The organism is Amycolatopsis sp. cg9 (assembly GCF_041346945.1).
GTDB lineage: Bacteria > Actinomycetota > Actinomycetes > Mycobacteriales > Pseudonocardiaceae > Amycolatopsis.
In genome coordinates this window covers 3,591,152-3,615,574 of the sequence record NZ_CP166850.1, presented here as the reverse complement: position 1 = coordinate 3,615,574, position 24,423 = coordinate 3,591,152, and the positions used below count along the sequence as shown (strand labels likewise).

Annotated in this window: 28 protein-coding genes; 19 read left to right on the top strand and 9 right to left on the bottom strand. The window is 72.1% G+C overall.

All coding sequences use genetic code 11. The features are described 5' to 3' along the window. Positions 1-28 precede the first annotated feature (28 nt). The 5 genes from AB5J73_RS17490 to AB5J73_RS17470 all read left to right on the top strand — a co-directional run bounded on the left by AB5J73_RS17490 (position 29) and on the right by AB5J73_RS17470 (position 6,767). Positions 29-1,294: a helix-turn-helix domain-containing protein gene (locus AB5J73_RS17490; RefSeq protein WP_370970741.1), complete on the top strand. Its 1,266-nt coding sequence runs from the start codon at positions 29-31 to the stop codon at positions 1,292-1,294. Positions 1,295-1,337: 43 nt separating this feature from the next. Next, positions 1,338-1,508: a hypothetical protein gene (locus AB5J73_RS17485; RefSeq protein WP_370970740.1), complete on the top strand. Its 171-nt coding sequence runs from the start codon at positions 1,338-1,340 to the stop codon at positions 1,506-1,508. Positions 1,509-1,617: 109 nt separating this feature from the next. Continuing rightward, positions 1,618-3,882, top strand: coding sequence for a M4 family metallopeptidase (locus AB5J73_RS17480; RefSeq protein ID WP_370970739.1), 2,265 nt, complete (start codon positions 1,618-1,620; stop codon positions 3,880-3,882). 85 nt (positions 3,883-3,967) lie between these two features. Beyond that, on the top strand, positions 3,968-5,572 hold the full coding sequence (locus tag AB5J73_RS17475) for a M28 family peptidase (RefSeq protein WP_370970738.1): 1,605 nt from the start codon (positions 3,968-3,970) through the stop codon (positions 5,570-5,572). A gap of 142 nt (positions 5,573-5,714) precedes the next feature. Further along, the gene (locus AB5J73_RS17470) at positions 5,715-6,767 is read left to right on the top strand and encodes a chitinase (protein WP_370970737.1); all 1,053 of its coding nucleotides are present in this window, start codon (positions 5,715-5,717) and stop codon (positions 6,765-6,767) included. 1 nt (position 6,768) lies between these two features. On the opposite strand, the gene AB5J73_RS17465 is transcribed toward AB5J73_RS17470, so the two are convergent. Further along, on the bottom strand, positions 6,769-7,578 hold the full coding sequence (locus AB5J73_RS17465) for a DUF3152 domain-containing protein (RefSeq protein WP_370970736.1): 810 nt from the start codon (positions 7,576-7,578) through the stop codon (positions 6,769-6,771). Between the two features lie 226 nt (positions 7,579-7,804). Here AB5J73_RS17465 and AB5J73_RS17460 point away from each other — a divergent pair, with 226 nt between their 5' ends. After that, a complete protein-coding gene (locus AB5J73_RS17460; protein ID WP_370970735.1) occupies positions 7,805-8,272 on the top strand; it encodes a hypothetical protein in 468 nt (155 codons plus the stop codon). Here AB5J73_RS17460 and dapE read toward each other — a convergent pair. Continuing rightward, a complete protein-coding gene (gene dapE / locus AB5J73_RS17455; protein WP_370970734.1) occupies positions 8,269-9,339 on the bottom strand; it encodes a succinyl-diaminopimelate desuccinylase in 1,071 nt (356 codons plus the stop codon). The genes AB5J73_RS17460 and dapE overlap by 4 nt on opposite strands. Positions 9,340-9,383: 44 nt before the next feature. Here dapE and AB5J73_RS17450 point away from each other — a divergent pair, with 44 nt between their 5' ends. The 4 genes from AB5J73_RS17450 to AB5J73_RS17435 all read left to right on the top strand — a co-directional run bounded on the left by AB5J73_RS17450 (position 9,384) and on the right by AB5J73_RS17435 (position 12,189). Then, a complete protein-coding gene (locus tag AB5J73_RS17450) occupies positions 9,384-9,791 on the top strand; it encodes a hypothetical protein (RefSeq protein ID WP_370973215.1) in 408 nt (135 codons plus the stop codon). A gap of 28 nt (positions 9,792-9,819) precedes the next feature. Next, positions 9,820-10,803, top strand: coding sequence for a 2,3,4,5-tetrahydropyridine-2,6-dicarboxylate N-succinyltransferase (gene dapD / locus AB5J73_RS17445; protein ID WP_370970733.1), 984 nt, complete (start codon positions 9,820-9,822; stop codon positions 10,801-10,803). 28 nt (positions 10,804-10,831) lie between these two features. Further along, positions 10,832-11,770: a CHAD domain-containing protein gene (locus AB5J73_RS17440; RefSeq protein WP_370970732.1), complete on the top strand. Its 939-nt coding sequence runs from the start codon at positions 10,832-10,834 to the stop codon at positions 11,768-11,770. A 242-nt stretch (positions 11,771-12,012) separates the two neighbouring features. Continuing rightward, a complete protein-coding gene (locus AB5J73_RS17435) occupies positions 12,013-12,189 on the top strand; it encodes a hypothetical protein (protein WP_370970731.1) in 177 nt (58 codons plus the stop codon). Here AB5J73_RS17435 and AB5J73_RS17430 read toward each other — a convergent pair whose 3' ends face one another. Beyond that, positions 12,190-13,596 (bottom strand): FAD-dependent monooxygenase, encoded by a 1,407-nt coding sequence (locus AB5J73_RS17430; RefSeq protein WP_370970730.1) that lies wholly within the window; start codon positions 13,594-13,596, stop codon positions 12,190-12,192. An 81-nt stretch (positions 13,597-13,677) separates the two neighbouring features. On the opposite strand from AB5J73_RS17430, the gene AB5J73_RS17425 reads away from it, so the two are divergent. Further along, entirely contained in the window at positions 13,678-14,295 is a 618-nt protein-coding gene (locus AB5J73_RS17425; RefSeq protein ID WP_370970729.1) for a TetR/AcrR family transcriptional regulator, read from the top strand. On the opposite strand, the gene dapC is transcribed toward AB5J73_RS17425, so the two are convergent. The 3 genes from dapC to AB5J73_RS17410 all read right to left on the bottom strand — a co-directional run bounded on the left by dapC (position 14,289) and on the right by AB5J73_RS17410 (position 15,980). Next, positions 14,289-15,380 carry a succinyldiaminopimelate transaminase gene (gene dapC / locus AB5J73_RS17420; RefSeq protein ID WP_370970728.1) on the bottom strand — a complete coding sequence of 364 codons (1,092 nt, stop codon included), beginning with the start codon at positions 15,378-15,380 and terminating at the stop codon, positions 14,289-14,291. The genes AB5J73_RS17425 and dapC overlap by 7 nt on opposite strands. Beyond that, positions 15,377-15,697, bottom strand: coding sequence for a ferredoxin (gene fdxA / locus AB5J73_RS17415; protein ID WP_360772467.1), 321 nt, complete (start codon positions 15,695-15,697; stop codon positions 15,377-15,379). The genes dapC and fdxA overlap by 4 nt, the downstream gene beginning before the upstream one ends. A gap of 109 nt (positions 15,698-15,806) precedes the next feature. Further along, positions 15,807-15,980: a hypothetical protein gene (locus tag AB5J73_RS17410; RefSeq protein WP_370970727.1), complete on the bottom strand. Its 174-nt coding sequence runs from the start codon at positions 15,978-15,980 to the stop codon at positions 15,807-15,809. Between the two features lie 59 nt (positions 15,981-16,039). On the opposite strand from AB5J73_RS17410, the gene AB5J73_RS17405 reads away from it, so the two are divergent. The 7 genes from AB5J73_RS17405 to AB5J73_RS17375 are packed head-to-tail and all read left to right on the top strand — an operon-like array spanning position 16,040 to position 20,842. Beyond that, positions 16,040-16,819: a GNAT family N-acetyltransferase gene (locus AB5J73_RS17405; protein ID WP_370970726.1), complete on the top strand. Its 780-nt coding sequence runs from the start codon at positions 16,040-16,042 to the stop codon at positions 16,817-16,819. Then, positions 16,816-17,805, top strand: a complete 990-nt coding sequence (gene cofD / locus AB5J73_RS17400) for a 2-phospho-L-lactate transferase (protein WP_370970725.1) — start codon at positions 16,816-16,818, stop codon at positions 17,803-17,805. The genes AB5J73_RS17405 and cofD overlap by 4 nt, the downstream gene beginning before the upstream one ends. Then, complete coding sequence (locus AB5J73_RS17395; RefSeq protein WP_370970724.1) at positions 17,741-19,135, top strand: coenzyme F420-0:L-glutamate ligase; 1,395 nt, start codon at positions 17,741-17,743, stop codon at positions 19,133-19,135. Before cofD ends, AB5J73_RS17395 begins: the two co-directional genes overlap by 65 nt. Then, positions 19,132-19,677 (top strand): NUDIX hydrolase, encoded by a 546-nt coding sequence (locus AB5J73_RS17390; RefSeq protein WP_370970723.1) that lies wholly within the window; start codon positions 19,132-19,134, stop codon positions 19,675-19,677. Before AB5J73_RS17395 ends, AB5J73_RS17390 begins: the two co-directional genes overlap by 4 nt. A 27-nt stretch (positions 19,678-19,704) precedes the next feature. Next, the gene (locus tag AB5J73_RS17385; RefSeq protein WP_370970722.1) at positions 19,705-20,202 is read left to right on the top strand and encodes a hypothetical protein; all 498 of its coding nucleotides are present in this window, start codon (positions 19,705-19,707) and stop codon (positions 20,200-20,202) included. Continuing rightward, entirely contained in the window at positions 20,199-20,564 is a 366-nt protein-coding gene (locus AB5J73_RS17380; protein ID WP_370970721.1) for a GntR family transcriptional regulator, read from the top strand. The genes AB5J73_RS17385 and AB5J73_RS17380 overlap by 4 nt, the downstream gene beginning before the upstream one ends. After that, on the top strand, positions 20,564-20,842 hold the full coding sequence (locus AB5J73_RS17375; protein WP_370970720.1) for a hypothetical protein: 279 nt from the start codon (positions 20,564-20,566) through the stop codon (positions 20,840-20,842). The genes AB5J73_RS17380 and AB5J73_RS17375 overlap by 1 nt, the downstream gene beginning before the upstream one ends. A gap of 147 nt (positions 20,843-20,989) precedes the next feature. Here the strand turns inward: AB5J73_RS17375 and AB5J73_RS17370 are convergent, their stop codons facing one another. Continuing rightward, positions 20,990-21,886: a DNA-3-methyladenine glycosylase gene (locus tag AB5J73_RS17370; RefSeq protein ID WP_370970719.1), complete on the bottom strand. Its 897-nt coding sequence runs from the start codon at positions 21,884-21,886 to the stop codon at positions 20,990-20,992. Between the two features lie 3 nt (positions 21,887-21,889). Then, on the bottom strand, positions 21,890-22,969 hold the full coding sequence (locus AB5J73_RS17365; protein WP_370970718.1) for a sugar phosphate nucleotidyltransferase: 1,080 nt from the start codon (positions 22,967-22,969) through the stop codon (positions 21,890-21,892). Positions 22,970-23,111: 142 nt separating this feature from the next. Here AB5J73_RS17365 and AB5J73_RS17360 point away from each other — a divergent pair, with 142 nt between their 5' ends. Further along, a complete protein-coding gene (locus AB5J73_RS17360) occupies positions 23,112-23,564 on the top strand; it encodes a hypothetical protein (protein ID WP_370970717.1) in 453 nt (150 codons plus the stop codon). Here AB5J73_RS17360 and AB5J73_RS17355 read toward each other — a convergent pair. Beyond that, positions 23,561-24,418, bottom strand: a complete 858-nt coding sequence (locus AB5J73_RS17355; protein WP_370970716.1) for a glycosyltransferase family 2 protein — start codon at positions 24,416-24,418, stop codon at positions 23,561-23,563. The genes AB5J73_RS17360 and AB5J73_RS17355 overlap by 4 nt on opposite strands. Positions 24,419-24,423: the final 5 nt, after the last annotated feature.

The window sequence follows — 24,423 nt, the reverse complement described above, 5'->3', positions numbered from 1 at the left end:
GGAACGTCCACGGCGGAAAGGCACCTGAGTGAGCGAGAGCGTCGGCGAACGCCTGCGTGAGCTGCGCACCGAACGCGGGCTCACGCAGCGCCAGCTCGCCGGGCCGCAGTACTCCGCGGCCTACGTGTCGTCGGTCGAAACCGGCGCGCGGACGCCCTCGGGCGACGCGCTGCGGTTCTTCGCCCGGCAGCTCGCCGTCGACCCCGACGAGCTGCTCGGCGGCCGCTCCCCGCGCGAGCTGCTCGAACTCGACCTCGACCTGATCGAGACGGCGGAGCGGTTCCTGGCCGGCGACGTCCGCCGCGCGGCGCCCCGCATGCAGCGGATCCGCCGGCACGCCGAACGCCTCGACCGGCCGCGGCAGGCCGGGATCGCGCTGCTGTGGCTGGCCGGGTACTCGACGGGCGACGTCCGCACCAAGTACGTCGCGGAGGCCGAATCGGCGTTGTCGGGCGAGCCGCCGCCGGTGCGCGCGATGGTCGTGCCGCTGCGCGCGGCGGTGCTCAGCGGCTGGGGCGAATCGCAGTATTCCTTGCACCTGCTGGAAACCTGCCACGCGGAGCTGCTGCGCGACGGCTACCCGCAGCCGTCGATGCTGCTCACCCTGCGGGCCTGCCTGGCCGAGCGGCACCTGCGCCAGGGCGACCTGGAGCGGGCGTCGGAGTACGCGGATTCGGCGCTGCGGCTCACCCGGGGCGGTCCCGCGGTGCTGGCCGAGCTGACCCGCAGCCACGTCGAGGTGTGCCGCAGCCACCTGGCGGCCGACCGGTTCGCCGACGCGGCCGCGTCGGTCGCCGCGGCCTACGACCTCATGCAGGAGCGGGCCCTGCACCCGGCGATGGCGCACTGCCTGCTGGCCAGGGCCCGGGTCCGCGGCCGCGCGGGCGACGTCGAGGGCGCGCTGGCCGACCTCGGCGCGGCGCGGGAGACGGCGTGGCCGGACGACGTCCCGGCGATCACCGTCGAGCTCGCCGCCGAATACCTGGCGGCGGGCCGGCTGGAGACGGCGGCCACGCTGCTCGACCAGGTCCGCCCTTCGGTCGTGGCGGGCACGGCGCTGGCCGCGGAACTGCGGCTGCAGCTGGGTTCGCTGGCCAGGGCCCGCGGGGACGCCCGGCGCGCGGCCGAGGACCTGCGCGCCGCCGTCGAGCTGGCCACCGGCTTGGGCGCACGCGGGGTGCTGGTGCGCGCGCTGCGGCCGTTGAGCGAGCTGCTCGGCGAGACCGGGAAGCAGGCGGAGGCGGCGGACGTGCTGCGCGACGGCCTCATCGCGCTGGGCGCGGAAGCCGACTGAGCAGGCACGACAACGTTTTCCTTTGCAGCACTAACGATTCCCGATGATCGAGATCGTCCGGCGTTCGGATGGTGTCGGGGACAATCCCTACGAAAGTCGTTCCGGCACGGAACACACCGTGAATCCCCTGCTGCGGCGGGCTTTGTACGAATTGATCCGAGAATCCGGAACGCGGCGTTGGTCCGTTCGGCGCATTGACGCCCAGATCCGCTGATCCTTTACTCGGATGCGTCCGGACGCATACCTCGTGTTGACCCGCCGGACACGTCTCCCCTCTTTCCCTTACCGGACCACGATTCTGCCTTCATGAAAGGTTGACCTCGATGACCCATCGTGGGTTCAGGACGGGCTTGGCGGCCGCCGCCGGGTTCGCCATGACGCTCGCGCTACCGGTGACCCCGGCGAGCGCGACTCCCCAAGCACAGCCCGCAGCCCCGGACGTGGCCGCGGCCCGCGCGGCCGACCAGGCCGCCGCGAACGGCCTCGACGCCCTCAAGCGCGGGCCGGCCGAAGCCTTCCAGCGCGTCGGCCTGACCGCCGGTGGCGGCGGCCTGTTCTACGGCGCCTACCAGCGGACCTACCAGGGCCTGCGGGTCGTGGGCGGGGACGCGGTCGTCGTCGCCGACGGGGCCGGGCGGGTGCGCGGCACCAGCGCCGCCGAGACCGCTCCGATCGCCGTCGGGACGCAGGCCCTCGTCGACGCCGCGAAGGCCGCGGCCACCGCGCGCGCCCAACTGGCCACTGTGGACAGTGTGAGCTCGCCGGAGAAGGTCGTGCTGGCGGGGACGAGCCCGAAGCTCGCCTACGAGGTCGTCGTCGCCGGGCGCACCGCCACGGCACCCAGCAACCTCCACGTGTTCGTCGACGCGGCGACCGGCGCGGTGCTCGACAAGCGGGACGACGTGAAGACGTTCTCCTCGGGCGCCCGGACGCAGGCCCAGCCGGGCACGGTGAACGTCGCCGGCACCGGCAACAGCTACTACGTCGGCAACGTCTCCATCGACACGACGCAGTCCGGCAGCACGTACACGATGCGCGACCCGGGCCGCACCGGCATCAGCTGCGGCCGCGAGGGCGGTTCCGTCTACAGCGGCCCCGACAACGCGTGGGGCAACGGCTCCGGCACCGACCTCGAAACCGCCTGCGTCGACACGCTCTACGGCGTCCAGACCGAGTGGAAGATGCTCGCCGACTGGCTGGGCCGCAACGGCATCAACGGCAGCGGAACCGGCTACCCGGCTTCGGTGGGCCTCTCCGACGTCAACGCCTACTGGAACGGCTCCTCGACCCACTTCGGGCACTCGCAGGACAACCAGCGCCAGGCCACCTCGATGGACGTCGTCGGCCACGAGTTCGGCCACGGCATCTTCCAGTTCACCCCGGGCGGTGCCGGTTCCGGCAACGAGAACGGCGGCATGAACGAGTCCACCGGTGACATCTTCGGCGCGCTGACCGAGGCGTACGCGAACAACGCCAAGGACACCCCGGACTACGAGGTCGGCGAGGGCGTCAACCTGGTCGGCCAGGGCCCGATCCGCTACATGTACCAGCCGTCCAAGGTCGGCGACCCGAACTGCTACTCGTCGTCGATCCCGAGCACCGAGGTGCACGCGGCCGCCGGCCCGCAGAACCACTGGTTCTACCTGCTGGCCGAGGGCTCGAACCCGGGTGGCGGCAAGCCGGCCAGCCCGACCTGCAACAACTCTTCGGTCACCGGCGTCGGCATCCAGAAGGCCGGCAAGATCTTCTACAACGGCCTGCTGAAGAAGACCTCGTCGTGGAACCACAAGGCCGCCCGCAAGGCGACCCTCGAAGCCGCGATCGCGCTCTTCCCGGGCAGCTGCACCGAGTACAACACCACCAAGGCCGCGTGGGACGCCGTCTCCGTCACGGCCGCGACCGGTGAGCCGACGTCGTGCAGCGGCGGCGGCGCGGACTACTCGGTCGCGCTGAACCCGGCTTCGGGTTCGGTGCAGCCGGGCGCCTCGGCGACCACCACGCTCAGCACCACGATCACCTCGGGCGCCGCCCAGTCGATCACCCTGTCGGCGTCGGGTCTCCCCGCCGGCGCGACCGCGACGTTCAACCCGGCGACGATCCAGTCGGGCGCCAGCTCGACGCTGACCATCGCGACGACCGCGTCGACCCCGACCGGCAGCTACCCGATCACCATCACCACCGACGGGGCCACCACCGACCACACGGCGCAGTACACGCTGACCGTCGGGACCACCTCGTCGTGCGCCCCGGTGACCAACTCGACCCGCCTGGACATCCCGGACTACCCGGCGAGCGCGGTCACCAGCACCAGCACCGTCAGCGGCTGTGCCCGCAACGCGTCCGGCACCACCAAGGTCGAGGTGCACATCACCCACACCTACCGCGGTGACCTGGTCCTCGACCTGGTCGCGCCGGACGGCACCGCCTACCGGCTGAAGAACTCCAGCAGCGACTCCACCCCGAACATCGACACCACCTACACCGTGAACGCCTCGTCCGAGGCCGCGAACGGCGCGTGGCAGCTCCGCATCCGAGACGTCGGCCCCGCCGACACCGGTTACCTGTCCTCCTGGACGTTGACCGTGTAGCACGCCCCACCCCGTGAAGGCCGCACCAGCCCGGTGCGGCCTTCACGGCCGTTCTCCCCAACCCCCATCGAAGGAACTCACCGCCATGAAGTGGAAGACACGACTCGGCGCCGGGGTCACCGCCCTGGCCGCCGTTTTGGGCGTCGTATCCGCGCCCGCGGCCACCGCCGCGCCCGCCACGGCGCTCGCCGCGCCGGACATCTCGCTGGCCAACATCAAGACCCACCTCAACCAGCTGCAGACCATCGCCAACAACAACGGTGGCACGCGGTCGCCGCGCGGCGGCGGTTACGCGGCCTCGGTGTCCTATGTGGAAAACCTGCTCAAGAACGCGGGCTTCACCACCACCCGCCAGACCTGCACGAGCTGCATCGGCCAGTCGCAGAACCTGATCGCCGAGTGGCCGCAGGGCGACGCGAGCCAGGTCATCATGCTCGGCGCGCACCTCGACTCCGTCAGCGCCGGCCCCGGCATCAACGACAACGGCTCCGGCAGCGCGTCGATCCTCGAGACCGCGCTGACACTGGCCCGCACCAACCCGGCGATGGCCAAGCGCGTCCGGTTCGCCTGGTGGGCCGACGAGGAGTCCGGCCTGGTCGGCTCCAAGTACTACGTCAACAACCTGCCGAGCACCGAGCGCACGAAGATCAAGACCTACCTCAACTTCGACATGATCGGTTCGAAGAACTGGGGCTACTTCGTCTACGACGACGTCGCTTCGGTCAAGGCGATCTTCGACGAGTACTTCTCCTCCATCGGCATCCAGACCGAGGGCGACAGCGAAGGCGACGGCCGGTCCGACCACGCGTCGTTCAAGAGCGCGGGCATCCCGGTCGGCGGCCTGGCCACCGGCGCCGGCGACATCAAGAGCTCGGCGCAGGCCCAGAAGTGGGGCGGCACCGCGGGTGCGGCGTTCGACAACTGCTACCACCGCGCGTGCGACACGACCTCGAACATCCCGGACACCCCGCTGGAGAAGAACTCCGACGCGATCGGGTACGCGCTCTGGAAGCTGGCCGTCGCCACCACGCAGGGCAACGACTTCTCCGTCGCGCTCAACCCCACCGCCGGGACCGTCCAACCGGGACAGTCGCTGCAGGTCGCGGTGAACACCACGACGACGTCCGGCAGCGCGCAGTCGATCTCGCTGTCGGCGGCCGGCCTCCCCGCGGGCGCGACGGCGTCGTTCAGCCCGGCGACGATCTCCTCGGGCGGGTCCTCGACGCTGACCATCTCGACGTCGTCGAGCACGCCGACCGGCACCTTCCCGATCACCGTGACGGCCGACGGCGCGAACGCCGACCACACGGCGTCGTTCTCGCTCGGCGTCGGGACGTCGTCGTGCGCGCCGGTGACGAACTCGACCCGCTTGGACATCCCGGACTACCCGGGTGCCGCGGTGAACAGCACCGCGAACGTCGGCGGCTGCGCGCGCAACGCGTCCGGCACCACCAAGGTCGAGGTGCACATCACCCACACCTACCGCGGTGACCTGGTCCTCGACCTCGTCGCCCCGGACGGCACGGCGTACCGGCTGAAGAACTCCAGCAGCGACTCGACGCCGAACCTCGACACCACCTACACCGTCAACGCTTCTTCGGAAGCCGCGAACGGGGCCTGGCAGCTGCGGCTCCGGGACGTCGGCCCGGCCGACACCGGCTACCTGTCCTCCTGGACCCTGACCGTGTGACCCCGAGGGCGGCACTTTCACGTGAAAGTGCCGCCCTCCCAAATTTGTCTAGACCACCCGTTCGTAGGTAGTCACCGGTTCCCCGCGGCGCTTATGTTGGCTGGACACGCCGCGTTCGCCCTCAACGACGATGGGAATCGGTATGTCCGGTCGCTTTACCCGCCTGTTCGGAACCCTTCTGGCAGCGGCGCTGGCCGTCCCGCTGCTCGTGCCGGCCCCCGCGCAGGGGGCGGTGCAGGCCGACACGTGCGCGGTGAAACCGCGGCCCGCGGGCAAGGTCCTCCAGGGGTACTGGGAGAACTGGGACGGCGCCGCGAACGGCGTCCACCCCGGAATGGGCTGGGTCCCGATCACCGACAGCCGCATGGCCCAGCACGGCTACAACGTCATCAACGCCGCCTTCCCGGTGATCCGCTCCGACGGCACGGTGCTGTGGGAGAACGGGATGGACGCCGGCGTGAAGGTGTCGACGCCCACCGAGATGTGCGCGGCGAAGGCCGCGGGCGCGACGATCCTGATGTCCATCGGCGGTGCGGCGGCCGGTATCGACCTCTCGTCGTCGGCGGTGGCGGACAAGTTCGTCGCCACGGTCGTGCCGATCCTGAAGCAGTACAACTTCGACGGGATCGACATCGACATCGAGACCGGGCTGACCGGCAGCGGGAACATCAAGACACTGTCGGCGTCGCAGTCGAACCTGGTCCGCATCATCGACGGCGTGCTCGCGCAGATGCCGGCGGGCTTCGGCCTCACGATGGCGCCCGAGACCGCGTACGTGACCGGCGGCAGCATCACCTACGGCTCGATCTGGGGCGCGTACCTGCCGATCATCAAGAAGTACGCGGACAACGGCCGGCTGTGGTGGCTGAACATGCAGTACTACAACGGATCCATGTACGGCTGCGCCGGCGATTCGTACCAGGCCGGGACCGTGCAGGGCTTCACCGTGCAGACGCAGTGCCTGAACAACGGTCTTGTGGTGCAGGGCACGACGATTCGCGTCCCGTACGACAAGCAGGTGCCGGGGTTGCCGGCGCAGCCCGGCGCGGGCGGCGGGTACATGTCGCCGAGCCTGGTTTCCCAGGCGTGGCGGTCGGTTCCAGGCCTCAAGGGCCTGATGGACTGGTCGATCAACTGGGACGGCTCGAAGGGCTGGACCTTCGGCGACAACGTCAAGTCCCTGCAGGGCCGGTAGTTCAGGAGTCGCCCGCCGGGATGGGGTCGTCGTACTCCCCCGGCGGGCCGGCGTATTCGCGGCCGCCGCCGTCCGGGAAGGGCCAGGGGTTCGGGACGCAGCCGTGCAGCCCGAGCGTCTGCTGCTCCATCACCGGCGCCGGCTTTCCCGGGCCGGGGCACAGCTCGTGGCCCTGGCCGAGCCGGTGCCCGGTCTCGTGCGTGACCATGTACTGGCGGTAGACGTCGAGCGGGGCCCCGTAGTTCGGCACGGCGTTGGCCCAGCGGGCGACGTTGAGCACGACGTTGCTGCCGTTGCGGCAGGACGTGTAGCTGTCCGCGGTCCCGCCGCACAGCTTGTCGCGGCTGGCGGGGGTGGCCAGGTAGATCGTGAAGTCGGCGCTGTCGGCCGGCCCGACCTGCTGCAGCCGCCACTGCCCGCCGGCGGTCCAGCCGCGGGAGTCGCCGAGGATGCCGCGGATCTTCTTCGCGAAGTCGGCGGGCCCGACGCCGTCGATGTCGGTCTCGAGCGCGATCCGGTACCGCATCAGGCGCCCTTGGGTGCCGGCGACTTCGTCACTGCCGGGGGTGAACATCCACTGCCCGGACCCGGTCCGCGGGAAGGTGATGGCGACCTCGGCGGGCGCGGCCTGCGTCACGGGCACCGCCGCCTCGTCGGGCGGCGGCGGCAGGGCGGTGGCCTCCCCGATGGCGGTGAGGATCGGCCCGGCCGCGGGCGCGGCCACCGGCTGCTGCTCACAGGCGGTGAGCACCCCGGCCACCACCACGGCGAGCACGGCGGCAACCGCGGCTCGTCCAGCGGTTTTGGGCATGAGTCCTCCCCGGGTGCGCGGCTTCACTTGTGGATACGGGCGGGAACCGCGAAAAGTTGCGGTGACCTGTGGCGACGCTGCGTCACCGCAGCTCAGGACCCGCGGGTGTGACGACGGCCACAAGTCCCGAAGACACGAACAGCGACAAGTGATCACTTTCGGTAACACGCGCTCGGCACGCTCCGACTACGTCGTAGTCCAACCGCCGAAAGTGAGGAGCTTCTCCGTGTCGAGTCCAGACTGGTGGGTCACGATCGTCGCCGCGGGCGTACCCGCGGTAGCGGCCGTCAACGCGGCGATCATCGCGAGCCGGGCTTCGAAAAGCGCTCGCCGCGCCGAGATCAAGGCTCAGCAGGTGCGCGACCTCGAGGAACGCGTCCACAGCAAGAAGCACGAAATGTACGAGCCCATGCTGACGACGTTCCAGAAGCTCCTGACAGAAGCACCCCCGGTGGGCACCGATGCGGAAGAAGCCCTCCACCGCCTCCGCAGCTTCTCGACCTGGGTGCTCATCTACGGGTCCGACGAAGCGATCGCCGCTTTCCGCAGGTTCAAGCAAGGTCCCGGTGACCCGGGGGCCGACATGTGGCAGCTGTACGCGGACTTCATCCTCGCCGCGCGCAAGGACCTGGGGTACCCGGAAACCGGCGTCAGCCGCGAACACGTGGTCGGCCTCTACAAAGCCGACGCCTAGCCCAGGAACTTGCGGAGCACGTCCGCCACCTGCCGGATCTCCGCCGTCCGGACGTTCTCCTGCTTCGTGTGCGCCAGCGTCGGGTCGCCCGGGCCGAAGTTCACCGCCGGCATGCCGAGCGCCGCGAAGCGGGCCACGTCCGTCCAGCCGAGCTTCGCCGCCGCGCGGCCGCCCGCCGCTGTCACCAGTTCCGCGGCCGCCGGGGCCGACAGGCCCGGGAGCGCGCCCGGCGACAGGTCCACAACGGACAGTTCGTACCCGTCGAACACCTCGCGCAGGTGACGCTCGGCCGCTTCCGGCGAGCGGTCCGGGGCGAAGCGGTGGTTCACCGTCAGGACCGCCGCGTCCGGGACGACGTTGCCCGCGACGCCGCCGGTGACCGACGTCGCCTGGAGGCCTTCGCGGTAGGTCAGGCCGTCGATGTCGACGATCCGCGGCTCGTACTCGGCCAGCCGCCGCAGCGGCCCGGCGAGCGCGTGGATCGCGTTCTCCCCCATCCACGCCCGTGCCGTGTGCGCGCGCTTCCCGGAAAACCGCAGTTCGACGCGCATGGTGCCCTGGCAGCCGGCCTCGATGACGCCGTTCGACGGCTCGCCGACGATCGCCAGGTCGCCCGCCAGCCACTCCGGCAGCTCGCGCTCGATCCGGCCGAGGCCGTTCTTGACCGCCTCGACCTCTTCGTTGTCGTAGAACACGAAGGTGACGTCGTGCTTCGGCGCCGTCAGCGTCGCAGCCAGGTGCAGGAAGACGGCGTCGCCGCCCTTCATGTCGACCGTGCCGAGGCCGTGCAGGACCTCGTCGTCGCCGGTGCCTTCGCGCCGCGACGGGAAGTTGCCGTTCTCCGGCACGGTGTCCAGGTGCCCGGCGAGCACGACCCGCGAGCCGCGGCCGAGGTTCGTGCGCGCCAGGACGGCGTCGCCGTTGCGGACGACCTCCAGGTGCGGCGCCTGCTCCTGGAGCGCGCCCTGCACCAGCGTCGCGAGCTCGGCCTCCGAACCGGACACGCTGAAGACGTCCACGAGGGCCGCGGTCAGGTCGACGGGATCGGCGTGCAGGTCGAGGCTCATGCCACGCACGCTACCGTGGGGACGTGCGTAGGTTCGGAGTCGCCGTGGGCGGCGCGTTGCTGGTCCTCGTCCTGTCCGGCTGCGGCAGCGAGGCCGGCCCGACGCCCAAGCAGGGCGGCGAGCCGGGCCCGGACGCGCTCCCGACGAAGCTCGACGCGCTGACCGCCGACCAGTGCTACGCGAGCCCACGCACCCAGCTGCCGAAGGGCTGTGAGAAGTACGTCACGGAGGTCGGCAACGTGCCGGGCGCGGCCCGCAAGCGCGCGAACGACCGCGACCCGCAGCTGGTCGCCGAAGCCGACAAGCTCGACACCGCCGTGAAGTCGTTCCGGAGCGCGGGCTGCACCACCGTGCCGGACGCGGGCGGCCCCTGCACGCAGGCGCTGGTCGACGTCGCCGCCGCGCTTTCGGGCCTGAAGGGGCAGGTAGACGCCCGGCCCACGAGTGGTTGATCCGCGTCACTCCACTACGGTGAGGGCCGTGAGCGAGCAGAGCCCGAACCCCGAAACGACCGGCGCCAGCGGCGTCGGGCTGGCCACCGTCGCGACCGACGGAACGGTCCTCGACACCTGGTACCCGCAGCCCAAGCTCGTCGAGAGCGGCACCCCCGGCACCGAGCGCCTGAGCGCGGCGGAGGCCGCCGAGCTGCTCGGCGAGGCCGCCGCGGCGCTGCTCGGCCCGGACACCGACCGAGGGGTCGAGGTCGTCGCCGTCCGGACCACGATCGGCAAGCTCGCCGACGCCCCGGCCGACACGCACGACATGTACCTGCGGCTGCACCTGCTCTCGCACCGGCTGGTCCGCCCGCACGGCCAGAACCTCGACGGCATGTTCGGCCTGCTGGCCAACGTCGTGTGGACCAACCACGGCCCGTGCCCGGTCGAGGGCTTCGAGCAGACGCGGCTGCGGCTGCGGGCGCGCGGCGCGGTGACCGTGTACAGCGTGGACAAGTTCCCGCGGATGGTCGACTACGTCCTGCCGTCCGGGGTCCGGATCGGCGACGCGGACCGCGTCCGGCTCGGCGCCCACCTGGCGTCCGGCACCACGGTCATGCACGAGGGCTTCGTCAACTTCAACGCCGGCACGCTCGGCGCGTCCATGGTCGAAGGCCGGATCTCGGCCGGCGTGGTCGTCGGCGACGGCTCGGACGTCGGCGGCGGCGCGTCGATCATGGGCACGCTCTCCGGCGGCGGCAAGGAGACGATCTCGCTGGGCGAGCGCTGCCTGATCGGCGCGAACGGCGGCATCGGCATCTCACTGGGCGACGACTCGGTCGTCGAGGCCGGCCTGTACGTGACGGCGGGGACGAAGGTCGTCGTCGACGGCAAGGTCGTGAAGGCCCGCGAGCTCAACGGCATTTCCGGCGCGGTGTTCCGCCGCAACTCGGGCACCGGCGCGGTCGAGGTCGTGCCGCGGACGGGCACCGGGGTCGAGCTGAACGCGATGCTGCACGCCAACGACTGAGGCTGCGAATTCACCTACCATTCATGGGGTGACCACCGAATCGTTGCCTCGCACCCCGGCCGAGCTGGGCCTGCCCGACGCACCGGTGGAAGCCGGGCCCGCCGATCCGGCCGGGCACCACGTGCGGGCCAAGCTCGACCGGGAGATCCGCGCGCTGCTCGCGTACGAACCCGGCACGCGCTCCGGCGCCGATCCCGAGGACCTGCACCAGATGCGCGTCGCCCTGCGGCGGATGCGCAGCGTGCTCAAGCTGTCCGGCGGGCTGGTCGGCGACGGCGCCGAGCCGGTGCGCGCGGAGCTGGGCTGGCTCGGGCAGTCGCTCGGCGAGGTGCGCGACTACGACGTCCTGATCGGGCACCTGCGCGAGGTCATCGCCGACTTCGAGGTCCGCGACCAGGCCGCCGGGCACCGCTTGGTGACCCGGTTCGTCACCGAGCGCGCGGCGGCGAAGCGGCGGCTGACCCAGGCCCTGACCAGCGCCCGCTACTCGACGCTGCTGCGTGAGGTCAGCCTGCTGACCCGCGCCCGGGAGGCGTCCGCCGCCGCGGCCGAGGAGCCCCACGACCTGGTCGCCGGCCTGGCGAAGCCGCACCGCAAGCTCGCCAAGGCCGTCCGCGCGCTGCCCGCCGACCCGCCGGACGACGACCTGCACGCCCTGCGCATCCACGGCAAGAAGCTGCGCTACGCCGCCGAGCTGGCCCAGACGTCGGCGAGGAAGAAGCGGGCGAAGCGGATCAAGGTGCTGATCAAGGCGACGCGGGACTTCCAGACCGTGCTGGGCGACCACCAGGACGCGGTCGTCGCGGCCGAGCGGATGCGTTCGGTGCTGGCGTCGGCCGACGGCGAGGTCGGCTTCGTCGCCGGCCGGATCGCCGAGCGCGAGCTGGCCCGCCGCGCCGAGGCCCGCGCGACCTGGCGGGCTTCCTGGGCCGCCGTCGACACCGCCGCCCGCGCCCTCCACGCCTGACCAGCGGTCTTGAACGAGTCATTCAGGACCTCCGACGACGGGGCCCGGCCAAGTCGGGTCCGCACGGCCGATCCCCGGCAAAGTCGCGGCAGCTCGCACGACGGCGGCTTGGGCCGGGGCCGGCCGGGCCCGGCTGCCTGCACGTCAGGAAAGGGTCGTTCACCTCGCCTGACGACATGAACGACCCTTTCATGGCATTTCGGCCGCCCCCAAACCGGCGCCGGCGCCCCTAGGCTCGGGGGATGGCGACCGCGCTGACCCTGGCCATCGGCGGCGTCGTCCTGCTCGTCCTGGTCATCCTCACCATCGGCGTCCTCGCCGGCCGCCGGGTGCGGCGCGGGCGGAAGCACGGCCGCTACCCGTACCGCGCCAAGCCGAACGGCACCTACGACAACTCCACGCACAACGGGATGTCGTGATCAGGCGATCGACCAGACGTAGCCGTCCGGCCGGATGAGCACCCGCCGCCCGTCCGAAGCCTCGTAAGCCGCGTACGCGTGGCCGCCCTCGTCGATCAGCGCGTCCGGGGCGGGGGCGCTGCCCGCGGGCAGGATCCGGTACCCCGACGTCTCGCCGTCGCCGAACACCAGCTCCGTCGAGTGCGGGCCGCGGAACAGCTCGAACAGCCGGACCCGCTTGCCGTTCGCGTCGACCAGCGGCGCGTCCGGGGCCCGGTCACCCGGCCGCAGCGCACCGGTCCCCGCCGGGGACAGCGGGCCGCCGCGGTAGCCGACGTCCAGCTGCTGCGTGTCTTCGCCGCGGTGGTGGGCGTCCTCGTCGCCGTCGACGTACTTCTGCAGCAGCGCCGTCGAGACCCCGAGCACGCGAGCCGCGACCGTCCGCCGCTCCGGCTCGTAGCTGTCGAGCAGCTCCGGTGAGCCGTCGGCGAGCTTCCAGCCCAGGTTGTAGCCGTCCTGGACGCCGGTGTTGAGGCCCTGGCCACCGGTCGGCGGGTGGACGTGCGCGGCGTCGCCGGCCAGGAACACGCGGCCGTCGCGGAACCGGGCCGCGAGCCGGACGTTCGGCCGCCAGACCGTCGACCAGGCCAGGTCGGACAGCTTGACCGTGCCGCCGCTCAGCACGTCGAGCCGCGCCTGGACCGCGGGCAGCGCCGTCTCGACGTCCGTCTCGCCGTCGCCGAGCGAGGCGCCGAACTGGAAGTGCGGGGTGCCCGCCAGCGGGGTGAACATCATGCCGTTCATCGGTTCGTCCGGGGTCGCGAACCAGTGGCCGTACGCGCGATCGAGCCCTTCCGCCCGGACGTCGCCGAGCAGCATCCGGATCGACTCGTCGGTCGTGCCCTCGAACGCGATCCCCAGCGTCTTGCGCACGAAGCTCTTGCCGCCGTCGGCGCCGACGAGGAACTCCGCCCGGACGGTCTCGCCCGTGCTCAGCGTGGCCGTGACGCCGTCGGGGTCCTGCTCGAACCCGGTCAGCCCGGTGTTCAGCTCGACGCGCACGCCGAACTCGGCCAGCCGGTCGCGCAGGATGCCCTCGGTCTGCGACTGGCCGAGGAACCAGCCGGTCGGGTACGGCTTCGACGGCGTCGGCTCGATCGGGTCGAACATCATCCGCTCGCCGACCACCTCGCCGCCGAGGTGGATCTTCATCGGCACCGGGGCCATGCCCGCGGCCAGCACGGCGTCGAGCACGCCCAGGTCTTCGAACACCTCCAGCGTCCGCGGCTGCATCCCGTCGCCGCGCGAGCCGACGAAGTACGTCTCCGCCTTGTCGACGATCCGCACGGCGACGTCGCGCCGCGCCAGCTCGATGGCCAGGGTCAGCCCGGTCGGTCCCGCCCCCGCGATCAGCACCCGTGTGTCCACGTCGTCCTCCCAGTGAATTGTGATTCAGTGAATCTGGATTCAGAATGGCGCTGCTAGCGTCCCGTGTCAAGGGAGGTGCCGATGACGGCGACGAGCCGCAAGGAGAAGGCCGCGGAGACCGAGGGCGCGCTCAAGGCCGCCGCCAAGCGCGTCTTCGCGCGCAAGGGCTACCTGAACACCAAGATCACCGACATCACCGCCGAGGCGGGCCGGGCCGCGGGGTCGTTCTACAACCACTTCGCGGGCAAGGAAGAGCTGCTCGAAGCGCTCATGGCCGACATCGCGGCGTCCGGCGACGAGAGCGCCGAGCGCGAGGACCACCTGACCGACTTCAGCGACCCGGCGGCGGTGCGCTGGCACGTCAAGCAGTACTGGGACTTCTACCGGGACAACGCCGCGACGATGCTGGCCCTGCGCCAGGCGGCGATGGTCAGCGAGTCGTTCGCGCGCACGCTGGCGCAGTTCGGCGCGTCCCAGGCCGCCGACCTCGACGACCACCTCGCGCACGTCACCCGCGCCGGGCTGAAGCTGCCCACGACGCCGGACCGCTGCGGGATGCTGATGTACAACCTCGTCGACTCGTTCGCCGCCACGTGGCTGCACGGCTCACCGCCGGGCTGGACACCGCCGACCGACGAAGAAGCGATCGAGCTGCTGACCCGGTTCGTCTACCGGGGCCTGACCGGCCGCGACTACTGAGTGAGCCGCTCCACGGCGGCGTCGATGCGCTCGTCGGTCGCGGTCAGCGCGACGCGGACGTGGTTGCCGCCCTTCGGGCCGTAGAACGTGCCGGGCGCGACCAGGATGCCCCGCTGGGCCAGCCATTCGACCGTCGCGGCGGCGGCTTCGTCCCGGGTGGCCCACAGGTACAGGCCGGCCTCGGAGTGGTCGACGCGGAAGCCGTTGTCCTCCAACGCCTTGCGCAGGACGAGCCGGCGGCGCGCGTAGCGTCCGCGCTGGGCTTCGAGGGCCTCGTCGTCGGTCAGCGCGGCGACCATCGCCTCCTGGACCGGCCGCGGCACGATCATGCCCGCGTGCTTGCGGATGTCGAGCAGCTGCTTGATCAGCCGGGGGTCGCCGGTCAGGAACCCGGCGCGGTAGCTGGCCAGGTTCGCCGACTTCGACAGCGAGTGCACCGCGATCAGCCCGTCGGTCCGGCCGCCGGAGACGTCCGGGTGCAGGACCGACAGCGGCTCGGTCTCCCAGCCGAGCGCCAGGTAGCACTCGTCGGAGACCACAATGACGTCCCGCTCGCGCGCCCACTCGACGACCTTGCGCAGGTGCTCGGCCGGGAGCACCTTGCCGGTCGGGTTGGACGGCGAGTTCAGCCAGATCATCGACGGCTTCTGCGGGCCGAGCGCGACCGTGCTGTCGGCACGCAGGATCGACGCGCCCGCCAGCAGCGCCCCGACCTCGTACGTCGGGTACGCCAGCTCCGGGATGACGACGAGGTCACCGGCGCCGAAGCCGAGCAGGCGCGGCAGCCAGGCCACGGCCTCCTTGGACCCGATCGTCGGGAGCACGGCGTCCGGCTCGATGCCCGTCACCCCGTGACGGCGGCCGAGCGCGGCGATGGCGGCCGCGCGCAGGGCCGGGATGCCGTGCGTGGTCGGGTACCCGGGGATCTCCGAAACCGACGCCAGCGCGTCGCGGATGCCGGCCGGGACCGGGTCGACCGGGGTGCCGATGGAAAGGTCGACGACCCCGCCGGGATGCGCCTGCGCCGTGGCCTTGACCTCGGCGAGCGAATCCCAGGGGAAGTCGGGCAGCGCGACCGGGCTCATTCGCCCTGCGGGGGCAGCGCCTTGACGAACGACGGGTCGTTGGCCGTCTTGCCCACCTTGGAGGCGCCGCCGGGCGAGCCCAGCTCGTCGAAGAAGTCGACGTTGGCCTTGGTGTAGTCCGACCAGTTGTCCGGGACGTCGTCCTCGTAGTAGATCGCCTCGACCGGGCAGACCGGCTCGCAGGCGCCGCAGTCGACGCACTCGTCCGGGTGGATGTACAGCATCCGCTCGCCCTCGTAGATGCAGTCCACGGGGCACTCGTCGATACACGCCTTGTCGAGCACGTCGACGCAGGGCTCGGCGATCACGTAGGTCACTGCGCACTCCTGCTTTTCTCTGCAAACAGCCAGTCCGTGCCGACATTACGCGGCATCGGCACCCGTTCGGTTGGTGAGGCAAGCCTTAGCCATACCCCGGGTATGGAGCTCACCGCTCGCGGCGGCGCGGGGGCGGGGTCGCCCGGGCGTCGCCGGTGATGACGAAGCGCGGCTTGGGGGCCTCGTCCTCGGTCTTCTTCTCCCCCACGGCCCGGTTGAACCCTTCGGAGATCTCGTCGACGAGCTTCTCGTTGTGCCGCTCGTCCTTGCGCTGGATGCCCACGGCCACCTCCTCGGGAATATCCGCTCCGCGACTTTCACCGCCTCGGTCACAATCTAGCGGTGAACGCACCCGAGTCGCTCGAAATCACCTGCAGCAGAGCATGGCCGCCGTTGGTCGAGGAGCGCTTGGGCGGCTGGCGCCTGCGCTGGGCGGACGGGTTCACCGGGCGCGCCAACAGCGTCCTGGCCGTCGGCGACCCCGGCCGGCCGGTGCCCGAGGCGCTGCGGGCGGTGTGTGACTTCGCCCACGATCGGGGGATCCCGCCGATGGCCCAGGTGGTCCGCGACAGCCCCAACGAGCACGCGATCGCCGCCTCCGGCTGGGTCCCGGCCACCACGCACGGCGCCGGCCACGAGGTCGTCGTCCTGACCGCCCCGCTCGAGAAGCCGCACTTTCACGTGAAAGTGCGGCCCCCAGGTGCGCACTTTCACGTGAAAGTGCGGGACGAAGCGACGGCGGGGTGGTGGGAGCTGGCGCTCGGGTCGGACGCCGGCACCGAAGCCGCGCGGGCCGTTCTGACCGGCGGGAAGGTCGGCTACGGCGTCGTGACCGACGGCGGGGTCACGGCGGCCGCGGTCCGCGGCGCGCTGGTGGACGGCTGGCTGCACGTCGGGCGCCTGGCCGTGCGCCCGGAGCACCGGCGGCGCGGGCTGGCGTCCGCGCTGATGGCGGCACTGGCAGCCTGGGGCGTGGAACAGGGAGCGGACCGCGCGGTGTTGCAGGTGGCGGAGGGGAACTCGGGCGCGCTCGCGCTCTACGCGGGGCTCGGCTGCGCCCCGCACCACAGATACCGGTACTGGGTGCCCGCACCCGGCTCGTGCGAGGATTCGACGTCGTGAAGATCGTGGTAGTGGTCGGCGGAGTGGGCGGGGCCCGTTTCCTGCTGGGTGTCAAGGCGGCGCTGGGGATGCCGGCGGAAGGTTCCGGGGACTCGGAGCACGAGGTGACGGCGCTGGTCAACACCGGCGACGACGTCTGGATGCACGGGCTGCGGATCTGTCCCGACCTGGACACCTGCATGTACACCCTGGGCGGCGGGATCGACAAGGAACGCGGCTGGGGGCACGCGGGCGAGACCTGGGTGGTCAAGGAGGAGCTGGCGGCCTACGGCGCCGACCCGGACTGGTTCGGGCTCGGCGACAAGGACATCGCCACCCACCTCATCCGGTCGCGGATGCTGCGCGCGGGCTACCCGCTCTCGGCGGTGACCGAGGCCCTGTGCGACCGCTGGCAGCCCGGCGTCCGGCTGCTGCCGATGTCGGACGACCGCGTCGAGACGCACGTCGTGATCGACGACCCGGAGCAGGACGGCCAGCAGAAGGCCATCCACTTCCAGGAGTGGTGGGTGCGCTACCGCGCCGAGCCGAAGGCGCACTCGATCGTCGCGGTCGGCGCCGACGAGGCCAAGCCCGCGCCCGGCGTGCTCGAGGCCCTCAAGGACGCCGACGCGGTGCTGTTCGCGCCGTCGAACCCGGTCGTGTCGGTCGGCACCGTGCTGGGCGTGCCGGGGGTCCGGGACGCGCTGCGCAAGACGTCCGCGGGTGTCGTCGGGGTGTCGCCGATCATCGGCGGCAAGGCGCTGCGCGGGATGGCCGACGCGTGCCTGACCGCGATCGGCGTCGAGACCTCGGCCGAGGCGGTCGGCCGCCACTACGGCTCTCGCCGGGACGGCGGGGTGCTCGACGGCTGGCTGATCGCCGAGGGCGAGACGGCCGACGTGCCGGGCGTGACCGTCCGCGACGTCCCGCTGCTGATGTCCGATGTGGACGCGACCGCGGCGATGGCCCGCGCCGCGCTCGAACTCGCTGGAGCCCCTGTTGAGTGACCACGCTTCGCCGAAGCTGGAGATCCTGCCCGTCCCCGGGCTGCCGGAGTTCCGGCCGGGCGACGACCTGACCGGCGCGATCGTGGCGGCCGCGCCGTGGCTGCGCTCGGGCGACGTCCTGGTCGTGACCAGCAAGATCGTCTCCAAGGCCGAGGGCAGGCTCGTCCGCGTGCCCACCGACCCGGAGGCCCGCGACGCCGAGCGCCGCAAGCTCGTCGAGCAGGAAGCCGTCCGGGTGGTCGCGCGGATCGCGCGCACGGTGATCACCGAGAACCCGCTGGGCATCGTGCAGGCCGCGTCCGGGATCGACGCGTCCAACGTCGCCGGTGACGAGGTCGCGCTGCTGCCCGCCGATCCCGACGCCTCCGCGCTGGCGCTGCGCAACGGCCTGCGGGAACGGCTCGGCGTGGAGGTCGCCGTCGTCGTCACCGACACGATGGGCCGCGCCTGGCGCGTCGGGCAGACCGACAACGCGATCGGCGCGTCCGGGCTGCGCGTGCTGCACGCCTACCGCGGGCAGATCGACGGGCAGGGCAACGAGCTCGCCGTGACCGAGGTCGCCGTGGCCGACGAGCTGGCCGCGGCCGCCGACCTGGTCAAGGGCAAGCTGGGCGGGACGCCGGTCGCGGTCGTGCGCGGGCTGGACCTCGTCGACGACGGCTCGACCGCGCGGAACCTGATCCGGCCCCTGGCGGAGGACCTCTTCCGGCTGGGCACCAACGAAGCCATCGCGCAGGGGCGCCGCGAAGCCGTCCCGGCGCGGCGGTCGGTGCGGCAGTTCGCCGACGAGCCGGTGGATCCCGCGGCGATCCGGCGCGCGGTGGGGTCGGCGCTGACCGCGCCCGCGCCGCACCACACGCACCCGGTGCGGTTCGCCTGGCTGCGCGACGGCGGAACGCGCAAGAAGCTGCTCGACGCCATGCGCGAATCGTGGCGGGCCGACCTGGCCGGCGACGAGTTCACCGAGGAGCAGATCGCGAAGCGGCTCAGCCGCGGCGACATCCTGTACCGGGCGCCGGAAGTCGTCATCCCGTTCCTGGTGCCGGACGGCGCCCACACCTACCGCGACGACCGCCGCAACGACTGCGAGAAGACGATGTTCACCGTGGCCGGCGGCGCCGCGGTGCAGGGCCTGCTGGTCGCGCTGGCCGCCGAAGGGCTCGGCTCGTGCTGGATCGGGTCGACGATCTTCGCCGCGGACCTCGTCCGCGACGTCCTCGGCCTCGACGACCGCTGGCAGCCGCTGGGCTCGGTCGCGATCGGCGTCCCGCTGGACTCGCCGCCCCCGCGCGGGGAAGTTTCGCCGGGCGAAGGGTTGCTGGAGCTGTGACCCTGCACGCGAACGCCGTCGAGACGCTGGATTCGTGGCGGCCGGCTGAGCCTTCGCAGGAATCCCTGCGGCAGGCGTTCCTCGGCTTCCTGGCGGCGCGAGAGGACAGCTGTCAACGCTCGTGCGCGGCCGGGCACCTCACGGCGTCGGCGGTGCTGCTGGACCACACCGGCACGCGGGTGCTGCTCACGCTGCACCCGCGCGTCGGCCGCTGGCTGCAGCTCGGCGGGCACTGCGAGCCGTCGGACACGTCGCTGGCCGGTGCCGCGCTGCGGGAGGCCACCGAGGAGTCGGGCATCGAGGGGCTGCGGATCTCCGCCGAGCCGGTGCACCTGGACGTCCACCCGATCACGTGCTCGCTCGGCGTGCCGACGCGGCACTTCGACGTCCGGTTCGCGGTGCACGCCCCGCCGGGCGCTTCGCCGGTGCGGAGCAGCGAATCCGACGACCTGCGGTGGTGGCCGGCGGACGCGCTTCCCGCGGGGTCGGAAGATCTCGCCGATCTGGTGAAAGCGGCCATTCCTGTCGGTGCCGGGCACTAGCCTGGATCGCGGACAGGGAGGGACCACATGGCTACGCAGTTCCCCGAGCGGGTGCACTACCACTCCGGCAGTGGCGGCGACACCGGCGTGTTCGGGTACATCGTGCTCGGCTTGATCATCCTGGGCGTCATCGTGTTCATCGTCGCGGTGATCGTCCGGGTGTCGAAGATGCGCCGGGAAGAGGCGATGAAGAACGGCGGGCAGTTCCCGCCGAACCCGAACTTCCCGCAGCAGCAAGGGTTCCCACCGCAGCAACAAGGGTTTGCGCCGCAGCAGCAGGGGTTCGCACCGGCGGGTTCCGCGCCGCAGCCCGGGTTCGCCCCGGGGCAGGCGGGTCCGCCGCCGCCGGGGTTCGCGCCGCCGTCGCAGGGATTCCCGCAGCAGCCCGGTTACCCGCCTTCGCCGCAGCAGGGGTTCCCGCAGCAGCCGGGGTACCCGCCCGCGCCGCAGCAGTACGCGCCGCAGGGGCCGTCGTTCCCGCAGCAGCAGCTGCCGGGCCCGGGTGCGGGGCCGCAGAGCTGGTGATCGTCCCCTTCGACAGCGGCTCGGCGGTGCCGCCCTTCGAGCAGGTCCGGTCCGGGCTCGCGGCGCGGATCAACGACCGGAGCCTGGCCGTCGGCACGAAACTGCCGACGGTCCGGCAGCTCGCGGCCGACCTGGGCATCGCCCCGAACACGGTCGCGCGGGCCTACCGCGAGCTGGAGGAAGCGGGCCTGATCGAGACGCGCGGCCGCGCGGGCAGCTTCGTCGCGGCGTCGGGTGACCAGAGCCGCCGCCGCGCCCAGGAGGCCGCGGCGGAGTACGCGAAGATCACTCGTAAGCTGGGCCTCGATTCCGCCGAGGCGCTGTCGATCGTCCGCGCCGCACTCGACGAGGGGAACGGTTGATGGTGAGCGTGCTGATGCTGCTGATCATCGTGGTGGTGCTCGCGGGCATCGTCGGGGTGGTGCTGCTGATCGTCAACTCGAGCAAGCCCAAGCAGCCGCCGTACCCGCCGCAGTACCCGGGCTACCAGCAGCCGGGCTACCCGCCGCAGCCCCCGTACCCCGGCCAGCAGCCCCCGGGCTACCCGCCCCAGCCGCCCTACCCGGGCCAGCAGCCCCCGTACCCGCCCCCGCCGGGCGGCTACCCCCCGCCGCCGCAGCAGCCGGCCGCCACGAGGTGACCGGGTCGCCCGACGTCATGAACGACCCTTTCACCGCGCCGGACGTCATGAACGACCCGTTCATGACGTCCCACGCCACGCCGGCAAACCGCGCGGGCACGGCTCGGTCAAGTCCATGAGGGGCACCTGCACGGCGTCCCCGGGACCTCACATGGCGCGGTAGTCGCGCAGTTCGATGCGCGGGCCGAACCGCGGGCGCGTGTGCCCGGCCGCCTCCAGGTACCGGACCGCCCGCTGCCGCTGCGGGGCGTACGGCGCCAGCAGCTCCGCCATCCCCGCGTCGTCCGTCTTCGTGCCCGCCAAGGCGTGCCCGACCATCGACGGGATGTTGTAGTCGCCGAAGCTCACCGCGTCCGGGTCGCCCCAGGCGCGCTGGGCGATCTCCGCGGCCGTCCAGACGCCGATGCCCGGGACCTGGCGCAGCCAGTGCCGTCCCTCGAGCCCGCGCAGGTCCACGGCCCGCTCCAGGTGCGGGGCCACGCGAGCGGCGTTGAGCAGCGCCGTCCGGCGCTTGATGTCGACGCCCGCGCGGTGCCAGTGCCAGTCCGGCAGCGACCGCAGCGCCACCGGCGTCGGCGGCACGCGCAGGCGCTCCGGCCCGGGCCCGGGTGCCGGCGCGCCGAACCGGCGGCACAGCTCGGCCCACGACCGGATCGCCTCCTTGCCGGCGACCTTCTGCTCCAGCACCGCGAGCACCAGCCAGTCCCACACCACACCCGTCGCACCCAGCCGCAGGCCGGGGTTCGCCCGGCGGGCGCGCGCGACGACGTCGTGGTGCGCGACGAAGCCGGTGTCGTCGTCGTTCGCCCCCAGCAACGCCGGGACGCCGGTGAGCAGCCGGTCCGCCCCGTCCCCCCAGGCCGCCGCCTCGACGCGGCCGTCGGCGAGCCGGCGCAGCGCGAGCGTGCCCGGGCCGTCCGGGGTGTTCGAAGCGAGCCAGGTGATCCCGCGCTCGTCGGTGAGGATGTTCAGCGACCCGCGGCCGCGCTTCAGCGGACCCAGGACCCGGCCCAGGTCGACCTCGAACGCGGGGCGCCAGAACATCGGCTACGCGTCGCTCGAGAAGCGGATCGCGCCGTCGGGCAGCACCGTGTCGGGCCAGACGCGGGCGCCTTCCAGCAGCTCGCAGCCGGCGCCGACGGACACGCCGTCGCCCAGGACGACCCCGCGCAGGACCGCGCCGGCTCCGACGCGCGCGCCGTGCCCGAGCACCGAGCGCTCGACGACGGCGCCTTCGGAAACGGCCGCGCCGTCGAACAGGACCGAGCCGTCGATCTTCGCGCCCGAGCCGACCACCGCGCCGCCGCCGATGGTCGAACCACCGGAGAGCTGGGCGTCCTCGGCCACCGAAGCGCCGTCGAGGACCAGGAATTCGCCGGGCCGGCCGGGCAGCGCCGACGTCGGCGCGACGCCCCGCACGAGGTCCGCCGAGCCGCGGACGAACGCTTCCGGCGTGCCGACGTCCAGCCAGTAGGACGCGTCGACGAAGCCGTGGACGTGCGCGCCCTGCTCCAGCAGCTGCGGGAACGTCTCGCGCTCGACCGACACCCGGCGGCCGGTCGGGATGGCCTCGATCACCGGACGGCGGAAGACGTAGCAGCCGGCGTTGATCTGGTCGGTCGGCGGGTTCGGCGTCTTCTCGAGGAACGCCTGCACCCGGCCGGTCTCGTCGGTGGGCACCGAGCCGAACCGGCTCGGGTCCGGCACGCGCTGCAGGTGCAGGGTGACGTCGGCCTCGGACTCGCGGTGCACGCGCAGCTGCTCGCCGAGGTCCGAGCCGGAGATGATGTCGCCGTTGAAGACGATCACGTGCTCCGCGCGCAGCTTGTCGTAGACGTTGCGGATGGCGCCCGCGGTGTCGAGCGGCTCCTCCTCGACGACGTACTCCAGGTCGAGGCCGATCGACTTGCCGTCGCCGAAGTACTCCTCGAACACCTCCGCCCGGTAGCTCGTCCCCAGCACGACGTGCCGGATCCCGGCCTCGCGGATGCGGGAGAACAGGTGACTCAGGTAGGGCGTCCCGGCTGTCGGGAGCATCGGCTTCGGCGCCGAAAGGGTGAGCGGGCGCAGCCGGGTGCCCTTGCCCCCGACCAGCACGACGGCGTCGACCTCGACCTCGGACGTCACGGAAATCTCCTCCTGTATCACGCACCGCTGAGCGACAAGCCGCGGGAAACCCTGACGGAGGTCGCCCGGAGGGCCTACCCTAGACAGGAAACAGGCGGGCCCCTCCCCAGAGGGCCCCCGGGTCAGTCGGGAGGCCGAGGGGATGGACCCCCGCGATCGGGCGGACGCCCTGCTCGCACGAGCCCAGGCGCGTGGTGTGTTCGTGGTGACACCCGACAGCGCGACGTCACCGATGGACTCGTCGAACACCCAGCAGATCCCGCGCGCGGCGATCGACGGCCTCGACCGGAGCCGGGACCCCGACACGACGACGCAGCTGCCGGCGTCGCTGATCGAGGAGAACGACCACCCGCTGGCCGGCTCGTCCCCGACGCGCCGCCTGGAGGTCCCGGGCGGCCGCCGCCCGCAGCAGACGACGCCGCTGAGCACGCCGACACCGACGACGCCGATGCCCACGCCGCTGGCGCGCCGTCCCCAGGCCGAGCCGATCACGAGCCCGCTGAAGGAGCCCGACCCGGAGGACACCGGACTGGTGCCGACGGTCACGCAGACCAACGGCAAGTCCGACCTGTCCCGCCGGCTCGACGGGATCTAGCGGGTTTCGAGCTTCAGCCGCAGCGCGAGCCCGAGCTTCGTCGCGGCCAGCACGGGCTTCCAGAGCAGCCCGGGGTGCCGGTCGGCGAGGTACTGGTACGCGCTCGCGTGGTGCGCGGCGAGCATCTTCTTGGACGCCTGCGACGTCGAGTGCCCGCCGAGGTGCATGACGCCGGCCGAGGGCACGTAGACGTTGAGCCAGCCGGCCTTGCCGAGCCGGTCCCCGAGGTCGACGTCCTCGAAGTACATGAAGTACCGCGAATCGAAGCCCCCGACCGACTCGAACGCCTCCCGGCGCAGCAGCAGGCAGGACCCGGACAGCCACTCGGCCGTGCGCTCGACGGGTGTCCCGGTCTCCTGCCGGTACTGCTTGGTCCAGGGGTTCCCCGGCCAGACCTTCCCGAGCGCGGCGTGCCCGATCCCGCGCCCGAAGGAGGGCAGCAGCCGGGCGGAGGGGTAGGTGGTCCCGTCGAGCTCGTGGATCAGCGGCCCGAAGGACCCACCGCGCGGCCACCGCTTCGCGGCGTCGAGCAGCGTGTCGAGGGAGCCGGGCTCCCATTCGAGGTCCGGGTTGGAGATGACGATCCACCCGTACCGGTCGTCCAGCTCGGCGACCCCGCGGTTGCACCCGGTCCCGTACCCGACGTTCTCGCCGATGCTGAGCAGGTGCACGTTCGCGCGCTTTGCGGCCTTCTCAGGCGCACCATCGGTGGAGACGGTGTCGGCGACGACGACCTGCACGTCGCGATCGGTGGCCTTCTCGAGCGTGTCGAGGAACCGCTCGAGGGTTTCGCCGGAGAAGTACGTCACGGTGACGACGCCGATCTGGTCGCCGTAGCGGGTCTGCTCAGTCACCGGGC

Excerpts from the sequence above, each read along its gene's own strand:
- AB5J73_RS17485 (WP_370970740.1), top strand. The coding sequence starts at position 1,338 with ATGATCGAGATCGTCCGGCGTTCGGATGGTGTCGGGGACAATCCCTAC.
- AB5J73_RS17480 (WP_370970739.1), top strand. The coding sequence starts at position 1,618 with ATGACCCATCGTGGGTTCAGGACGGGCTTGGCGGCCGCCGCCGGGTTC.
- AB5J73_RS17475 (WP_370970738.1), top strand. The coding sequence starts at position 3,968 with ATGAAGTGGAAGACACGACTCGGCGCCGGGGTCACCGCCCTGGCCGCC.
- AB5J73_RS17470 (WP_370970737.1), top strand. The coding sequence starts at position 5,715 with ATGTCCGGTCGCTTTACCCGCCTGTTCGGAACCCTTCTGGCAGCGGCG.
- AB5J73_RS17465 (WP_370970736.1), bottom strand. The coding sequence starts at position 7,578 with ATGCCCAAAACCGCTGGACGAGCCGCGGTTGCCGCCGTGCTCGCCGTG.
- dapE (WP_370970734.1), bottom strand. The coding sequence starts at position 9,339 with ATGAGCCTCGACCTGCACGCCGATCCCGTCGACCTGACCGCGGCCCTC.
- AB5J73_RS17435 (WP_370970731.1), top strand. The coding sequence starts at position 12,013 with ATGGCGACCGCGCTGACCCTGGCCATCGGCGGCGTCGTCCTGCTCGTC.
- AB5J73_RS17425 (WP_370970729.1), top strand. The coding sequence starts at position 13,678 with ATGACGGCGACGAGCCGCAAGGAGAAGGCCGCGGAGACCGAGGGCGCG.
- dapC (WP_370970728.1), bottom strand. The coding sequence starts at position 15,380 with ATGAGCCCGGTCGCGCTGCCCGACTTCCCCTGGGATTCGCTCGCCGAG.
- AB5J73_RS17395 (WP_370970724.1), top strand. The coding sequence starts at position 17,741 with ATGTGGACGCGACCGCGGCGATGGCCCGCGCCGCGCTCGAACTCGCTG.
- AB5J73_RS17385 (WP_370970722.1), top strand. The coding sequence starts at position 19,705 with ATGGCTACGCAGTTCCCCGAGCGGGTGCACTACCACTCCGGCAGTGGC.
- AB5J73_RS17375 (WP_370970720.1), top strand. The coding sequence starts at position 20,564 with ATGGTGAGCGTGCTGATGCTGCTGATCATCGTGGTGGTGCTCGCGGGC.
- AB5J73_RS17370 (WP_370970719.1), bottom strand. The coding sequence starts at position 21,886 with ATGTTCTGGCGCCCCGCGTTCGAGGTCGACCTGGGCCGGGTCCTGGGT.
- AB5J73_RS17360 (WP_370970717.1), top strand. The coding sequence starts at position 23,112 with ATGGACCCCCGCGATCGGGCGGACGCCCTGCTCGCACGAGCCCAGGCG.